Genomic DNA, 15929 nt, shown 5'->3' with positions numbered 1-15929 from the left:
CATGCGCTTCCAGGACAATTGGTCGCCGGCAACGCTGGTCTCGACGCGGGACCTCGCGGCCAGCATTCGCGAGTTCATCCTGCGGCCCGACGACTACGTCTGCGCACCCTATCCGGTCGGCAGCCACATCAAGGTCAGCGTCCTCGTCGGCGGCCAGCCGGATGTGCGCTCCTATTCGCTGGTCGGCGAGGCCGATCCGCGGGGCTACCGGATCGCGGTGCGCTTTGCCGAGGATTCCCGCGGCGGCTCGCGTTATCTGTGGTCGCTGCAGCAGGGCGCGCGGCTGGAGGTGACGAGCCCCACCTCGCTGCTGCAGGTCGACTGGCAGCGGCCGCATTATTGTCTCGTCGCCGGTGGCATCGGCATCACGCCGATGGTCGGCGCGGCGCAGGCGCTTGTCCGCAAGACGCCGAACGTGTCGCTGCACTACGCGGTGAGATCGCAGGCCGACGCCGCCTATGTCGAGGAGCTCTCTTCCTTGCTCGGCGACAGGCTTGCCGTCTATGCGGCCGACCAGTCGCAGCGGCTGGATCTGGCCAGCCTGTTTGCGGGCCTGCCGGCCGGCGCCGCGGTGCTGTTCTGCGGGCCGATGCGAATGCTGGATGCGGCACGCAGCGCCTGGGCGGCATGCGGCCGTCAGCCCGCCGATCTCAGCTACGAGACGTTCGGATCATCAGGGCGGCTGTCGACCGAGCCGTTCAAGGTTCGCCTGCGCGATAGCGGCGAGGAGATCGTCGTGCCGCGTGACCGCTCGATGCTGGATGTGCTGAACGCCGCCGGCCACGAGGTCATGGCGGATTGCCGGCGCGGCGAGTGCGGCGTCTGCGCCGTCGACGTGGTCGAGGTCGAGGGCGAGATCGATCATCGCGACGTGTTCTTCAGCGCCGAGCAGAAGCACGAGAGCCGCAAGCTGTGCGCCTGCGTCTCGCGCGCCCATGGCGTGGTGACGATCGATACGCTGGAGCGCGCCGACGCGCTGTGAGCTTTCGGCGGGCTATTTGTCGGTCAGGCTGACCGGCATTGCGGGCTGTGGCCGGGCGGTCTGCTTCCGGCCGGCCTGTTCCGCGGCAAGCGCCTCGCGCGCCGCCTTGAGGCGCGCATCGGTATCCTTGTCGGTGAGCAGCGCGTCGGTGAGATTCGCCTCGGCGACGTGGGCAGCCTCGGCAGCCGCCTTCGCCGCAGCGATGTTGGCGGGCGTGGGATTGGCCTTCGCCAGCGCGTCGGCCGCGTTGCGCTCGGCGACCGCCTTCTCGTTGGCCGCCAGCGCGGCGTCGAGATTGGCGTCGGCGATGGTCTCTGCGGCATCGGCGGCGGCGACCGCCGCGGCGGCAGGACTGGGCGGTGCAGGACTGGGCGGTGCAGGACGTGTCCTTGCCGTCCGCTCGGGGACAGGCGGCGGCTTGCTCGCCGCCTGCGGAGCGGGCGTTGGCGGCTGCTGCACGGCAACGGGCGGCGGGCCGGGTTGCTGGATCGGAGGAGGCTGCAACGACGGCATCGTCGGCACGAGCTCGAGCGGCACCATGCGTGCGAACGAGCTGCGCGCGTCGCGCAGCAGCCCGCCCATGACGTCGTCGATCGGATCGGCGCTTGCAGTCCCGCTGCACGCCCAGCCGAGCAGGGCGATCGCACCGGCGACGTGTCTCGAGGTGACGCAGACGGCCATCGGAGCCTCCATTCCGACAAGATCGGCGCAGCCGACCCGGGGCATTCGTCGCCTGCCTTATTCCGGCAATGGGGTCGCAGGGTGGCGCTGCCGTGGACGGCGCTGCCCGACATGCGCCGCGTCTGCCACATTGGCGTCAGGCGAGCTCCTCGCGCACTCGCGCCGCCGCGGCGCTCATCGCCTTCAATTTACCGAAGGCGGTCGCGCGCGGCAGATACTTCATGCCGCAGTCCGGCGCCACGACGAGCCGCTCCGGAGCCACGACCTTGAGTCCGTTGCGGATGCGCTCGGTGACCACCGCCACCGGCTCGACCTCGGGATCGCCAAGATCGAGCACGCCGAGCACGATCGTTTTGGCCGAGAGATCCTTGAGAACGCCAAGGTCGAGCCGCGGCTGCGCCGCCTCGATCGCGATCTGCGTTGCGCAGCAGTCGGCCAGCTCGGGCAGAAAGGCGTATCCGCTCGGCTTGCTCGAGCCCGGCACGATGGCGGCATAGCCGAAGCAGACATGAACGATGGTCGGCACCGTGATCTGATCCAGCGCGCGGTTGATCGCCTTCACGGCATAGCGCCGCGCCGCCTGCGGGTTGTTGCGCACCCACGGCTCGTCGAGCTGGATGACGTCGGCGCCAGCCCGCTGCAGATCGCGGGCCTCGGCATTGACGACTTCGGCAAAGGCCATCGCGAGCGCCTCGTCGTCGCGGTAGAAATCGTCCTGCGCCTGCTGGCTCAAAGTGAACGGTCCGGGCAGGGTGATCTTGGCGGCGCGGGCGGTGCTGCGGCGGAGAAACTCCATGTCGCGCAGCTCGACCGGATATTTCCGCCGGATTGGGCCGACGACGCGCGGCACCGGCGTCTTGATTCCGGAGGGCGAGATGATGATTGCGGGATTGTCGGCATCGATGCCGTCGAGCGCGGTGGCGAAGCGGTTGGAATAGCTCTCGCGGCGGATCTCGCCGTCCGACACGATGTCGATCCCGGCCTGTTCCATGTCATGGATCGCGACGATCGTGGCGTCGTCCTGCGCCTCGTCGAGCAGCGGCCGCTGAATCCGCCACATGCCCTGCAACCGAATGCGGGGAACGGATTTGGAGAGCATGGCGCGATCGACCAGCCAGTCCGGCTGCGGGTAGCTTCCAACCACTGTGGTCGGCAGGAGATGTCGAGGCATGGTCACCGCAATGGTCCTCCTAAGTCTCGCCGAGCGAGCATCGGGCCATGATAATGCAACCTAGCGTTTTGTTTGTCTTTGGATCGTCATGAAAATGGGTCGTATTTTCTGCAGTTTGACAGCTGGCGGCGGGCTGCCGAGAGACCAGGCGGGGTGACGAATGCGACACGTCCTGACCCTCAATGCGGGCTCGTCCTCGATCAAGTTTGCATTGTTCGAGCAAGATGCCGAGCTGGTCGAAATCCTGCGCGGCCAGATCGAGGGACTGGGCAGCGCGGCGGCGAAGCTGACTGCGAAGTCGAATGACCGCATGGTCGTCGACGAACGGATCGATGCCGTCGACGCTGCCGATCATGAGGCGGCTCTCGGTCGCGTGCTCGACGTCTTGCAGCGCGCCGTCGGTCGTACCTCGGTCGACGCGGTCGGGCATCGCATCGTCCACGGCGGCCTTGCATTCGCCGGACCAGTCGTCATCGAGAACGATGTCCTGCAACGGCTGGAGACGCTCGCCCCGCTGGCGCCGCTGCATCAGCCTCATAATCTCTCCGCCGTGCGAGCCGCGCAGCGTGCATTTCCCGATGCGCTGCAGGTCGGTTGCTTCGACACCGCGTTCCATCGCGCCCACCCCTGGGTGAACGATACCTATGCGTTGCCGCGCGATTTCTACGATCAAGGCATCCGGCGTTACGGCTTTCACGGCCTGTCCTACGAGTACGTGGTGTCGCGGTTGAAGGAGATCGCGCCGCAGGACGAGAAGGGCCGGGTGGTCGTGATGCATCTCGGCAATGGCGCGTCGATGTGTGCCATCCGCGACGGACGGAGCATCGGCTCGTCGATGGGCTTCACCGCGCTGGACGGCCTGCCGATGGGCACGCGCTGCGGGCAGCTGGATCCGGGCGTCGTGCTCTACCTGCTTCAGGAGCAGCGGATGACGGCCGAGGCGGTCGCCGATCTGCTCTACCATCATTCGGGTCTCAAGGGCTTGTCCGGACTGTCTCAGGACATGCGCGAGCTGGAGACGGCCGGAACGCCCGAGGCGCTTCAGGCGATCGACTATTTCGTCGATCGCATCAGGCGCGAGCTTGGCGCAATGGCTGCGGTCCTCTCCGGCCTCGACACGATCGTGTTCTGTGGCGGCATCGGCGAGCACGCATGGCGGATCCGGGCACGCATCTGCCAGAACTTCGAATGGCTCGGGATCGAGCTGGACGAGGGCAGGAATCGCGCGGGCGAAACCGTGATCTCCTCGGATCGCTCGCGCATCCGCGCGTTCGTGATCAACACCAATGAGGAGATGATGATGGCACGGCATGCGGCGGGGTTGCTCGCCGAGCGCCGCAGCGGCTGACGGGGCCGGCCTGACCTGCGGATTTGCCGCTTGCATGTCCTGGATTTTTGGTATCTCCAGGATGAAAGAACAAGAGAGCCGGGTGGGGAAGCGATGGAAGGCAGCGTGGCGTTGCGTGACGCGGACCTGGAGTTCGACTACGTCGTGGTCGGTGCCGGCTCGGCCGGCTGTGTTCTCGCCAACCGGCTCAGCGGCGATGGCAGGCACAAGGTGCTGCTGCTGGAAGCGGGTCCGAAGGATACCAACATCTGGATTCACGTCCCGCTCGGCTACGGCAAGCTGTTCAAGGAAAAGACCGTCAACTGGATGTATCAGACCGAGCCGGAGCCTGGGCTCGACGGTCGATCGGTGTTCCAGCCGCGCGGCAAGGTGCTCGGCGGCTCCAGCTCGATCAACGGCCTGCTCTATGTCCGCGGCCAGCACGAGGACTACGACCGCTGGCGGCAGCGCGGCAATGTCGGCTGGGGCTATGACGACGTGCTGCCCTATTTCAAGCGCGCGGAAAATCAATCGCGTGGCGGCGATGATTTTCACGGCGTCGGCGGCCCGCTGCCGGTCGCCGATTGGCGGCACGAGGATCCCTTGTCGGAGGCCTTCGTGAAGGCGGCGGTCGAAACCGGTCTGCCGTTCAATGCCGACTTCAACGGTGCGACCCAGGAGGGCGCGGGCTTCTTCCAGACCACGACAAGGCGCGGCCGCCGCGCCAGCAGCGCCGTCTCTTATCTCCGGCCGGCGCTCGGCCGCAGCAATCTCCATGTGGAGACGGACGCGTTGGCCCAGCGCATCCTGTTTGAAGGACGTAAGGCGTGCGGCGTGACCTTCAGCCAGCGCGGCCGGCTGCGGACAGCACGCGCTCGCAAAGAGATCCTCGTGTCGAGCGGCGCCTATAATTCGCCGCAGCTGCTGCAACTGTCCGGTGTCGGTGCTGGTGACCTGCTGAAGCAGCATGGCATCGACGTCGTGCTCGATGCGCCCGGTGTGGGGAGCGATCTGCAGGACCATCTGCAGGTGCGCATCGTCATGCGCTGCAGCCAGCGCATCACGCTGAACGACATCGTCAATCATCCCGTGCGCAAGATGCTGGCCGGTGCGCGCTACGCGGCCTTCCGCAAGGGGCCGCTGACGATCGCAGCCGGTACCGCCGGCGCCTTCTTCAAGACCGATCCGCGGCTCGCGAGCCCGGACATCCAGATCCACTTCATCCCGTTCTCGACCGACAAGATGGGCGAGAAGCTGCACACCTTCTCCGGCTTCACCGCCTCGGTCTGCCAGCTCCGGCCGGAAAGCCGGGGATCGCTGCGGATCAGGAGCGCCGACCCGGCGGTGCCGCCGGAAATCCGCATCAATTATCTCGCCAGCGAGACCGATCGCCGCGCCAATGTCGACGGCCTCCGAATCCTGCGGAAAATTCTGGCGGCTCCCGCCCTGAAGCCGTATGTCTCGGATGAAGCCTATCCGGGGTCCAAGATCGTGAGCGACGACGACATCCTGGCCTATTGCCGGCAGACCGGCAGCACGATCTATCATCCGACCTCGACCTGCCGGATGGGAACGGACGCGCTGGCCGTGGTCGACCAGCGCTTGCGCGTGCGCGGCATCGACGGCCTGCGCGTCGTCGACGCCTCGATCATGCCGGACCTGGTTTCGGGCAACACCAATGCGCCGGTCATCATGATCGCGGAGAAGGCCTCCGACATGATCTTGCAGGACGCGCGCTGACGTAGGAATGAGTTCGTGACACGTTTCCGGATCGGCACCCGCAAGAGCACGATGGCCCTGGCGCAGACGGAGGAGATCGCGCGCCGGCTGCAGGCCGCCATTCCGTCGCTCGACATCGAGATCGTCAAATTCGAGACGACCGGCGACTCCGACCAGACCAGCAAGCTCTTGACCCATGGCGGCAAGGGCGGAGCGTTCGTCGCCGAGATCCGGCGGGCGATGCTGGACGGCAAGCTGAACGCGGCGATGCACTCTCTGAAGGACATGCCCGGCAACGAGGAGACGCCGGGTCTCGTGATTGCGGCGCTGCTGTCGCGTGATCCGCCGGGTGACGTGCTGGTGCTGCGCAAAGGGCTGTCGCTGGAGGACTTTCGCAAGGATGGCGGCCGGGGCTTCAAGATCGGCACCAATGCTGTGCGCCGGGCGGCCTATGCGCGGCGGCTGTTTCCACATGCCGAGCTGATCCATTTCCGCGGCGCCGCTGACACCCGCATCCGCAAGCTCGACAATGGCGAGCTGCAGCGGCTGCCGGATGGCGGTGCGGTGGGACCGGCGGATGCGCTGATCATGGCGCGCTCCGGGCTTGAGCGGGTCGGCCTTGCCGACCGCGCCTCCTACGAATTTCCAGTCGCCGACATGCTGCCGGCCGCCGGGCAGGGCATCGTCGCGGTCGAATGCCCTGCGGCCGACTTCGAGACACGCCGCATCCTGGCGACCATCGACGATGCGGCGGCGCGGGCTTGCGCCGATGCCGAGCGCGAGGTGCTGTGGGTGCTGAACGGCCACTGCAACTCGCCGATCGCCGGCTTCTCGACCATCGACGGTGCGCAGATGACGCTGACCGCCTCGGTGCTCGACGAGGACGGCGGCCGCTTCATCGAGGCCCAGCGCAGCGGCCCCGCTGATCGTCCGCGCGAGCTCGGCCGGGCGGTCGGGCTCGAACTGCTCGGCAACGGCGCGGCTGAGCTGATCGAGCGCAGCCGGCCCCGTTAGTCGGTCATCCCTTGTAGGCGCGCACGCGCGCCAGCATCTGCTCGACATTTGCGATCGGCGTCTCCGGCAGGATGCCGTGGCCGAGATTGAAGATGTGCCGGCCGCCTGAATAGCTCGTCAGCACGTCGTCGACCGCCTGGTCGAGCGCCGCGCCGCCGGTGATCAAGGCCAGCGGATCGAGATTACCCTGCACGGCGACCTTGCTCTGCACCCGCTCACGCACCAGGCCCGGCTCCGCGGTCCAGTCGATGCTGACGGCATCGACGCCGGTCTCGGTGACATAGCCAGGCAGCAGCGCGCCGGCGCCGCGCGGAAAGCCGATGATCTTGGCATCCGGCCTGAGCTTGCGCACGCCCTCGACGATGCGGCGGGTCGGTGCGACCGACCAGCGGGCGAACTCGCGGGGGGACAGCACACCGGCCCAGGTGTCGAAGATCTGCAGCGCGTCGGCGCCGGCCTCGAGCTGCTTCAAGAGATAGGCGATCGAGCTGTCCACCAGCGCGTCGATGATTTTCTGGAAGGCATCGGGATGACGATAGGCGAGCAGCCGCGCCGGCGCCTGGTCGGGCGTGCCATGGCCGGCGACCATGTAGGTCGCGACCGTCCACGGTGCGCCGCAGAAACCGATCAGCGCGGTGCTCTGCGGCAGCTCCGCACGAACGCGGCGCAAGGCCTCGAACACCGCATCCAGCTTGGAAAGGTCGGCCTGCGCGGACAGCGTCGCGATCTTCTCCGGCGTATCGAGCGGATCGAGCCGCGGTCCCTCGCCGACCTCGAAGCGGACGCTGCGGCCGAGAGCGTGCGGAATCACCAGAATGTCGGAGAAGATGATCGCCGCATCGAAGCCGAAGCGTCGGATCGGCTGCAGCGTGACCTCCGCCGCGAGCTCCGGGTTGAAGCAGAGGTCGAGGAAGCCGCCCGCCTTGGCACGGACCTCGCGATACTCCGGCAGATAGCGGCCAGCCTGCCGCATCATCCAGATCGGAGGTACGCTTTTGCGCTGACCGGCCAGCACGTCGATGAAAGGCTTGTTCACGGCAGTCTCACTCACGCTCGGGGCTCCGCAACCTCGGGGGAACAGCTTACCGTCCGTGATACATGGCCGGGCGGTTCCGGCCAAGCTCATATCGGTCCGCCAGCGCCGGGGTGCGGGGGCCACTGCGGCAGCTGGACGCCTTGGTCATCGGGGAACACGCGTTTCGCGGCCGCGTTGTCGTCCGACAGGGAGATCGATCATGGCCGAGAAATTCAACCCCGCTCCGCACGACAAGCACGCCGTCGATCCGCGCGAGGCCGTTCGCCTCGATCGCGAAGCCAAGACGCAGCTCGACAAGGGACTGATGGACACGTTCCCTGCATCCGATCCGGTCAGCCTGCAGCAGCCGTCAACGACGCGCATGAAGGACGACGTTGCCAATGGGCGCGAGCACCAGGAGCCCTCACTTTGGGACAAGGTGCGATCGGTGTTCGCGCGCTGAACTAACAAGCGCGACGGCAGCCGAACTGCGCTTGTTGGATGCGAGAATTCCGTAATTGTACGGTGATTGCCGTAGTCTTACGGTTCGCTTCGAACGGCTTCGGATGGGGCGCATTTCAGAGTTAAATAAGATGTCCATGGGACTCTCCCGCCGTCCGGAGAGTCCCGCGGAATGGACGTTGTTGCGACCAGAGTCGATCGAAGCCGCCTGCCAGTGTGGGCGGCGGGCGTCCTCACGCTCGTCTGCGGCGCCATTCTTGCCTTCAGTGTCTGGAGCGAATGGACCTCCCGGAACGCGGAGATGCGCAATGCGGAGATTGATCTCGGCAACCTTGCGCGCTCGCTGACCCAGCATGTCGAGGACACCGTCGAGCTTGCGGATTCGTTGCTGCGCGGCGTCGTCACCGCGCTCGAGACCGATGACGGCAAGCCGGGCGCGATCGCTCGCCTGCAGACGATCCTGAAGTCGAGAAAACCGGGCCTCGGCCGCATCCGCGGCGTCTTCGCCTATGGCGAGAACGGCGACTGGCTCGCCACGACAGAGGACGTCACGCTCACCAACTACAACAATTCGGATCGCGACTACTTCGTTCATCACCGCACGTCGGCCGACCGCTCCCTGCTGATCGGCCGTCCGGTGCAGAGCAAGTCCGGCGGGCAATGGGTCATCACCCTGTCGCGGCGTTGGAATCACGCCGATGGCAGGTTCGGCGGCGTCGTGCTGGCGACCATCGACGTGGCCTATTTCGCTCAGTACTACCGACAGTTCGACGTCGGGCCGCACGGCACGATCAGTCTGATGAGCCGCGATGGTGCCGTGCTCGCGGACAATTCCGTGCCGGACCCGAAAAGTCTCGGTCGGCCGGTCGACGAGGCGATCCCCTATCATCCCGCATCCGGCATCTTGTCCTTCCGCCGCTCCGGCGAGATTTCCGGGCGCATCGGCTTCTATCAGCACGCGCAGCGTTACCCCTTCCTTGTTCTTGCCACGCGCTTGGAAGCCGAAGTGCTGACCTCGTGGAGACGCGAGGCCTTCGTCCGTCTCGCGGTGCTGGTCTCCCTGGTCGCGCTCGTGATCGCGATCGGCATTTTCCTGGTGAAGCAGCTGTTGCAGCGGCAGCAACTCGCTTCGGCGCTGGCCGCCAAGGAGGAGAACTTCCGGCTGCTTGCCGAAGGCTCCAGCGACATCGTGACGCGAATCGAGCTCGACGAGTGCATCGGCTACGTCTCGCCCTCCACCTCGCGCGTTCTCGGCTGGCATCCGTCGCAGCTCCTGGGCAAGCGCGCAATCTCGGGGGTCAACCCGCTCGATCGTCCGCAACTCCAGGAGATTCTCGATCAGCTCCGGAAGGGCGCCGCGGACGAGGCGCGCGCGACCTACCGGATGCGTCGGCGTGACAAATCGGAGATCTGGGTCGAGGCCACCATCCGTGCCACCCGCCGTCCTGATGGCGAGCTCGACGGCTTCGTCGCGGTGACCCGCGACGTGACGCAGCAGAAGACGCTGCAAGGCCGGCTGGAGACGCTCGCGATCGAGGACGGCCTCACCGGGCTCGCCAACCGTCGCCGCTTCGACGAGCGGCTGTTGGAGGAATGGGGCAGGGCCTACCGCGAAAGGACTTCGCTGGCGTTGTTGATGATCGATATCGATCACTTCAAGGCCTACAACGACACCTATGGCCATCCGGCGGGGGACGAATGCCTGCACACCGTCGCCGGCATCCTGGCTGACGAGGCGCAGCGCAGCTCGGACCTCGTGGCCCGCTATGGCGGCGAGGAGTTCGCCATCCTGCTGCCGAACACCGATGCCACCGGATGCGCCCGACTCGGCGAGCGCATCCGGCGCGCCCTGCATACGGCCGGCCTCGTCCACGAGCACAACGTTGGGGGCGTCGTGACGGCCAGCCTCGGCGGCGCGGTCTGCCGTCCGGGTTTCGAGCGCTCCGCCGGCCCGGCCTCGCTGATCGAAGCCGCCGACCGCGCGCTCTACGCTGCCAAGGACGGCGGCCGTGACCGCATGGTCATGGCCGGCGAGGTCGTCGAGTTGCCGTCGAGCAGGGCCCCGGCGACCGTTCCGGCCTGAGATGCCGCTGCCGTCAGTAGTGCGGCGGCGGCTCATGGCGCGGCCCCTCGGCGGTGCTCTGGGCCTCGGCCAGGCGCTCCACCAGCAATGCGATCTGCCGCTTGAGCGCATCGATCTCGCGCCATTGCGCCGTGATGGTCTGGTTCAGCGTCTCGATCGTGTCGTCCTGGAACGTCAGGCGCATCTCCAGCGCATCGATCCGCTCGCTGAGCTCCTGGCTCGACTGCGGCTGCTCAGAGCTGCTCATGGCACGCGCCCTCCGGGTGTGTCGGGGTGGCAGCGTGGCCGAGCTCGCGCAGGCCGTGACCGAGCGCCACCCGCTCGTCGAACACGAAGCAGCCGCCACGCCAGCGGCTCTCGGCCTCCGGAACATCCTCGAGATATTTGAGGATGCCGCCCTTGAGATGGTAGACTTCGGAAAAGCCGCGCGCCAGCAGCAGCGCGCTCGCCTTCTCGCAGCGGATGCCGCCGGTGCAGAACATCGCCACCCGCCTGTGCCGCGCCGGATCGAGCGAGCTGGCCACGAAATCCTTGAACTGCCCGAAGCTGCGCAGGCCGGGATCGACCGCGCCTTCGAACGTCCCCATCGCCACCTCGAACGCGTTTCTGGTGTCGAGCACGACCATGTCGGGCGCGGCGATCAGCGCGTTCCAATCCGCGGGACTGACATAGGTCCCGACCTGGCGGGTCGGATCGGCGGCGGGATCGCCGAGCGTCACGATCTCCCGCTTCAGCCGGACCTTCAGGCGCTGGAACGGCATGGAAGCGGCGCGAGAATATTTCAGCTCGAGGTGATCGAGGCGGCCAGCGAACAGCGTTCCCTGGCAAAGCTCGTCGACCAGCGCGGCGATCGCCTCGGCCGATCCGGCGACCGTCCCGTTGATGCCCTCCTCGGCCAAGAGGATGCTGCCCTTGATACCGCGCGCGGCGCAGAAGGCCCGGAGCGGCGGTCGCAGATTGCGGACATCCGGCAGGGCGACGAACTGATAGAAGGCGGCGACGGTCAGGGGCATGCGGCCGTTTACCAGCAGACCTGACCATAGAAAAGCTGGTATCCCCGGCCATTGCCGAGGCTGGAAAGAATGTGCCATGTAGCTGGCCGGGACTGGCATTACGGCCACCACGAGATCACGCAGCGAGCAACGATGAGAAGCTTCCACTTTCCCGGCAGGTCCACGGTCCACGCCCAGAACGGCATGATCGCAACCTCGCACCCGCAGGCCGCGCTGGCCGGGATCGAGGTGCTGCGCGCCGGCGGCACCGCGGCGGACGCGGCGGTGGCGGCCTGCGCCCTGCTCGGGGTGATCGAGCCGCAATCGACCGGCATCGGCGGCGACTGCTTCGCTTTGGTGCAGCCCAAGGGCGAGGGCCGGATCATGGCCTATAACGGCTCCGGCCGGGCGCCCGCGGCGGCCACTGTCGACTGGTATCTCGAGCGCAAGATCCATTCGGTACCGCTGACCTCGGCCCACGCCGTGTCCGTGCCCGGCGCGATCGACGCCTGGGACCGTATCCTGCGCGACCATGGCCGGCTCGGCCTCGACCGGCTGCTGCAGCCGGCGATCCGCGCCGCCGAGGACGGCTATGTGGTGGCGCCGCGCGTCGCCTTCGACTGGAACAACCAGTTCGAGAAGCTCAAGAACGGCACCAACACCGCGCGCCACTTCCTGCCGGGCGGCAAGGCGGCGGTGGCCGGCGACGTGATCCGCCAGCCGGAGCTGGCGCAGACCCTGCGCGTGATCGCCAAGGACGGACCGAAGGGCTTCTACACCGGCGCCGTCGCCGAGGACATGGTGCAGACCCTGCGCGGCATCGGCGGTCTTCATACGCTGGAGGATTTCGCCAACCACCAGACCGAGGTGACCGCGCCGATCGGCACCACCTACAAGGACCACGACGTCTGGCAGTGCCCGCCGAACGGTCCGGGCATCACCATGCTGGTCATGCTCAACATCCTCGCGCGCTTCGACCTCACGCGCATCGCGCCGCTCAGCATCGAGCGCTTCCATCTCGAGGCCGAGGCCGCGCGCATCGCCTACATGATGCGCGAGCAGCATATCGGCGATCCCGCGCACATGACCACCGAGGTCGCCAGCATCCTCGCCAAGGAATTCGCCGACGAGTACATCTCGCAGATCAGCCTCGACAAGCTGCTCGACCTGCCCAACGTCGCGCCGCCGATGAATCCCGAGACGGTCTACATCACGGTCGTCGACCGCGACCGCAACGTCTGCTCCTTCATCAACTCGATCGCGCATTCGTTCGGCTCCGCGATCGTCTCCAACGAGACCGGCGTGCTCCTGCAGAACCGCGCCGGCGGCTTCCGCATTCAGCCGGGTCATCCGAACTGCATCGGTCCGGGCAAGCGGCCGCTGCACACCATCATCCCGGCGCTGGCCACCAAGGCCGGTCGCGCCCAGATGTCGTTCGGCGTCATGGGCGGCCAGTATCAGCCCGTGGGCCAGACCCACGTGCTCACCAACATTCTCGACTATGGCTGCGACGTGCAGGAAGCCATCGATATGGCGCGCGGCCTGCACTACGAGGGCGTCTATCAGCTCGAGGACGGCGTCCCGGCCGAGGTCGTCGAGGGGCTGCAGAAGATCGGCCACAAGACGGCCAAGGTGGTCTCGCCGCTCGGCGGCGGCCAGGCGATCTGGATCGACTGGGACAAGGGCACGCTCACCGGCGGCTCCGACCCGCGCAAGGACGGCTGCGCGCTGGGCTATTGAGGCGGGCGCGTTCTCAGGAACGACCTCACCATCACTGCGCGCAGGCATTGCTGTGTCCGCATCCTCTGCTGTCGTCCCGGCCTTGAGCCGGGACCCATACCCCCAGGGAGCGGTTCGGGGCAGGCTGGTCATTGGCATTTTGCCCATCACGTCTGCTGCGGCGTATGGATCCCGGATCGGCGCCATGCCGCGCTTCGCGCGTCACGGCTTGTCCGGGATGACGACAGTGGACGGAGCAGATTCACGGCTCAAACAGCTGGGGCAGGTGACGGACGTGGCAGCGCGTTCTCGCGGCGATATCGCCCGAGGTCTGCGATCGCTCGTCCCTCGCAAACATGCAGAGGGCGCAGGGAATGCCGGGTGAAGGCCTCACCCATGGCCCGCCTGCGGAAAAAAATGCAGGCGGCAGGTACCACAGGCAAAGCCGGTTCAACCGGCATTCCCTGCGCGACGGTCTTCACGCTTATACGCAGTCTCCCTGGTGCGCCGGGCTTGTTGGCCACCATCACCACGCGGCACGTCAGCGCCATCGCGGCTTGATACCAGCGTCGGGGTATCAGGACGCTGCGATTTCACGTCCGCAGCAAAGCCGTTCGTCGGCGTGCCCGAAGACACGCTGCGGCAACACCGCGGCCATCGCATCCCCACCTCGCGTGTCGTGACGATCGCGCGCAACGCCCCTCTGCGGTGAGGCGGGATGACGGCAATCAATCATGAATTCCGATAAAGCGCAAGAGGTTTATTTATTTCGGAAGCCGATGCCGGGCTGGTCACTTGCGCCGCCATGCGCTAAACCGCGGCTCCCGTGAACGAGCAGAGGCAGTCTGGAGCATGCGGCGTCCGATGAATCGAAGAGTTGCGCTGATGGCGGCGGCATCCGCTGCGGCCGGCGCCGTGCTGGGCTTCCATCCGGTCTCGGCACAGACCAGTTCCGCCAAACCGACAGGAAAGACCATGACGACTCCCTCCGGATTGCAGATCATCGACACCAAGGAAGGCACCGGCGCCACGCCGTCGCGCGGTCAGACCTGCGTGATGCACTACACCGGCTGGCTCTACGAGAATGGCCAGAAGGGCAAGAAATTCGACTCCTCGGTCGACCGCAACGAGCCGTTCGAATTCCCGATCGGCATGAAGCGCGTGATCGCCGGCTGGGACGAGGGCGTTGCCACCATGAAGGTCGGCGGCAAGCGCACGCTGATCATTCCGCCGGAGCTCGGCTACGGCGCCCGCGGCGCCGGCGGCGTCATCCCGCCGAACGCGACGCTGATGTTCGATGTGGAGTTGTTGGGCGTGAAGTAGGACGCCTGATCGCCAACTTCACACGTAGCACTGCGCATGGATGCGGTGCTGATGACTGCGCCCTCTCCCCTTGTGGGAGAGGGCATGTAGGACAGAGCAGCGTACTCGGTTGGGTGAGGGGTTTCTCTCCACGAGCGCATCCGGTGGAGAGAGACCCCTCACCCCATCGTGGACGTGGATGAGCCGTACATGCCCTCTCCCACAAGGGGAGAGGGCGCTATATCAGGCAGCGCTAGGCTGTCGATCTGCTGTCGCGTAGGGTGGGCAAGGCAGCACGCATGCCCACCGCCGATCTGCGGGTGTGGTCAGAATGGTGGGTACGGCAGGTGAGCTTCGATGGAAGTAGCTCGGCGCCTTTGCCCACCCTAGGGATCACAACTAACAAACAGGCAAAGCCGGCCCCGTGAGGAGCCGGCTTTGAGATCTCGCTCTGCCGCGATCAGCAGCGCCGCGTCAGCGGCGCGCTGTCGCGCTCACCTCGATCAGAGGTTCTTGTTCGCCGCGCCGGCCGCAGTGTTCACGGCGTCCTTGGTGGCCTGCTTGGCATCGCCCAGCGCCTGCTGGCCCTTGCCCTTCACTTCCTGAATGGCGCCTTCGCCCTGCAGGCGGTCATTGCCGGTGGCTTCGCCGATGCCCTGCTTGGCCTTGCCGATGGCTTCGTTGGTCGCGCCTTTGATCTTGTCCATGGTCGAACCCATAGTTGCTCTCCGTTGTTTGCGTGAACTGTGCGGGATCAACGCGGGCGGCGCGAAAAGGTTCGCGGGGAACCGGAATGGCGCCGCCGCGGCATTTCGACTAGGATGTGGGTTCCTATCGACCATCACGAATTCGAGAAGAAGAAAAATGTCAGGTTCTCACGACCACGCGCACGGCCATTCCCACGATCACGGCGACGAGCGCTGGAAGCACGACGGCGTGCGCGTCATTCCCGGCAATCAGCTCGACGGCAACGTGCCGTCGACCCCGGGCATGGACCGCAAGGCTGCGATCAACTTCGCGCGCGTCGGCGCGCAGAAGCTGTGGGCCGGCACGGTGACGATCAGGCCCGATGCCAAGACCGGCGCGCATCATCATGGCCATCTCGAGAGCGTGATCTACGTCGTGAAGGGCAAGGCGCGGATGCGCTGGGGCGAGCAGTTGCAATTCACCGCCGAAGCCGGTCCAGGCGACTTCATCTTCGTGCCGCCCTATGTGCCGCATCAGGAAATCAATGCCAGCCCCGACGAGGTGCTGGAATGTGTGCTGGTGCGCAGCGACGGCGAGGCGGTCGCCATCAACATCGACATCGAGCCGGTCGAGAAGCCGGAGACGGTGCTGTGGATCGATCCGGTGCATCGCGACCCCGGCGAGACCCGATCCTAATGCCGGCGAAGATTTGGCGGAGCCATCTCGCGATGGCTCCGCCGGGCAGGGAGCGGCTGTACCGCCCCCTTCACACGCG

15 protein-coding genes are annotated in these 15929 nt (G+C 66.6%); 9 read left to right on the top strand and 6 right to left on the bottom strand.

The genetic code is table 11. The features are described from left to right. Position 1 precedes the first annotated feature (1 nt). Positions 2–982 (top strand): PDR/VanB family oxidoreductase, encoded by a 981-nt coding sequence (locus QX108_RS11580; RefSeq protein WP_315781974.1) that lies wholly within the window; start codon positions 2–4, stop codon positions 980–982. A gap of 12 nt (positions 983–994) precedes the next feature. Here the strand turns inward: QX108_RS11580 and QX108_RS11575 are convergent, their stop codons facing one another. Then, positions 995–1663: a hypothetical protein gene (locus QX108_RS11575; RefSeq protein WP_315781972.1), complete on the bottom strand. Its 669-nt coding sequence runs from the start codon at positions 1661–1663 to the stop codon at positions 995–997. Positions 1664–1799: 136 nt separating this feature from the next. Next, positions 1800–2834, bottom strand: coding sequence for a cobalamin-independent methionine synthase II family protein (locus tag QX108_RS11570; protein WP_315726333.1), 1035 nt, complete (start codon positions 2832–2834; stop codon positions 1800–1802). A gap of 160 nt (positions 2835–2994) precedes the next feature. On the opposite strand from QX108_RS11570, the gene QX108_RS11565 reads away from it, so the two are divergent. The 3 genes from QX108_RS11565 to hemC all read left to right on the top strand — a co-directional run bounded on the left by QX108_RS11565 (position 2995) and on the right by hemC (position 6894). Further along, positions 2995–4182 carry an acetate/propionate family kinase gene (locus tag QX108_RS11565; RefSeq protein ID WP_315781970.1) on the top strand — a complete coding sequence of 396 codons (1188 nt, stop codon included), beginning with the start codon at positions 2995–2997 and terminating at the stop codon, positions 4180–4182. Between the two features lie 93 nt (positions 4183–4275). Beyond that, positions 4276–5901 (top strand): choline dehydrogenase, encoded by a 1626-nt coding sequence (locus tag QX108_RS11560; protein ID WP_315781968.1) that lies wholly within the window; start codon positions 4276–4278, stop codon positions 5899–5901. Between the two features lie 15 nt (positions 5902–5916). Beyond that, positions 5917–6894 (top strand): hydroxymethylbilane synthase, encoded by a 978-nt coding sequence (gene hemC / locus QX108_RS11555; protein ID WP_315721430.1) that lies wholly within the window; start codon positions 5917–5919, stop codon positions 6892–6894. Between the two features lie 4 nt (positions 6895–6898). Here hemC and hemE read toward each other — a convergent pair whose 3' ends face one another. Then, entirely contained in the window at positions 6899–7930 is a 1032-nt protein-coding gene (gene hemE / locus QX108_RS11550) for a uroporphyrinogen decarboxylase (protein ID WP_409998507.1), read from the bottom strand. Positions 7931–8129: 199 nt separating this feature from the next. Here hemE and QX108_RS11545 point away from each other — a divergent pair, with 199 nt between their 5' ends. Together QX108_RS11545 and QX108_RS11540 are read left to right on the top strand one after the other, a co-directional pair. After that, entirely contained in the window at positions 8130–8372 is a 243-nt protein-coding gene (locus QX108_RS11545; RefSeq protein WP_315721428.1) for a hypothetical protein, read from the top strand. 171 nt (positions 8373–8543) lie between these two features. Then, positions 8544–10454, top strand: a complete 1911-nt coding sequence (locus QX108_RS11540; RefSeq protein ID WP_315781963.1) for a diguanylate cyclase — start codon at positions 8544–8546, stop codon at positions 10452–10454. A gap of 13 nt (positions 10455–10467) precedes the next feature. Here the strand turns inward: QX108_RS11540 and QX108_RS11535 are convergent, their stop codons facing one another. Both QX108_RS11535 and QX108_RS11530 read right to left on the bottom strand, forming a co-directional pair. Then, a complete protein-coding gene (locus QX108_RS11535) occupies positions 10468–10701 on the bottom strand; it encodes a SlyX family protein (RefSeq protein WP_315781961.1) in 234 nt (77 codons plus the stop codon). Further along, a complete protein-coding gene (locus QX108_RS11530; protein ID WP_315781959.1) occupies positions 10688–11467 on the bottom strand; it encodes a rhodanese-related sulfurtransferase in 780 nt (259 codons plus the stop codon). Before QX108_RS11530 ends, QX108_RS11535 begins: the two co-directional genes overlap by 14 nt. 132 nt (positions 11468–11599) lie before the next feature. Between QX108_RS11530 and ggt the strand changes: the two genes are divergently transcribed. Both ggt and QX108_RS11520 read left to right on the top strand, forming a co-directional pair. Then, positions 11600–13186, top strand: a complete 1587-nt coding sequence (gene ggt, locus QX108_RS11525; protein WP_172133541.1) for a gamma-glutamyltransferase — start codon at positions 11600–11602, stop codon at positions 13184–13186. A gap of 843 nt (positions 13187–14029) precedes the next feature. After that, the gene (locus tag QX108_RS11520; RefSeq protein WP_409998494.1) at positions 14030–14488 is read left to right on the top strand and encodes an FKBP-type peptidyl-prolyl cis-trans isomerase; all 459 of its coding nucleotides are present in this window, start codon (positions 14030–14032) and stop codon (positions 14486–14488) included. Positions 14489–14970: 482 nt separating this feature from the next. Here the strand turns inward: QX108_RS11520 and QX108_RS11515 are convergent, their stop codons facing one another. Next, positions 14971–15186, bottom strand: coding sequence for a CsbD family protein (locus QX108_RS11515; RefSeq protein WP_315781956.1), 216 nt, complete (start codon positions 15184–15186; stop codon positions 14971–14973). A 145-nt stretch (positions 15187–15331) separates the two neighbouring features. On the opposite strand from QX108_RS11515, the gene QX108_RS11510 reads away from it, so the two are divergent. Further along, positions 15332–15850: a cupin domain-containing protein gene (locus tag QX108_RS11510; RefSeq protein WP_315721421.1), complete on the top strand. Its 519-nt coding sequence runs from the start codon at positions 15332–15334 to the stop codon at positions 15848–15850. Positions 15851–15929 lie beyond the last annotated feature (79 nt).

Origin of the sequence: Bradyrhizobium sp. SZCCHNR1002, assembly GCF_032381435.1 — a bacterium.
Lineage (GTDB): Bacteria > Pseudomonadota > Alphaproteobacteria > Rhizobiales > Xanthobacteraceae > Bradyrhizobium > Bradyrhizobium aeschynomenes.
The sequence above is the reverse complement of the archived record's forward strand: the minus strand, read 5'-3'. Positions and strand labels throughout refer to the sequence as shown.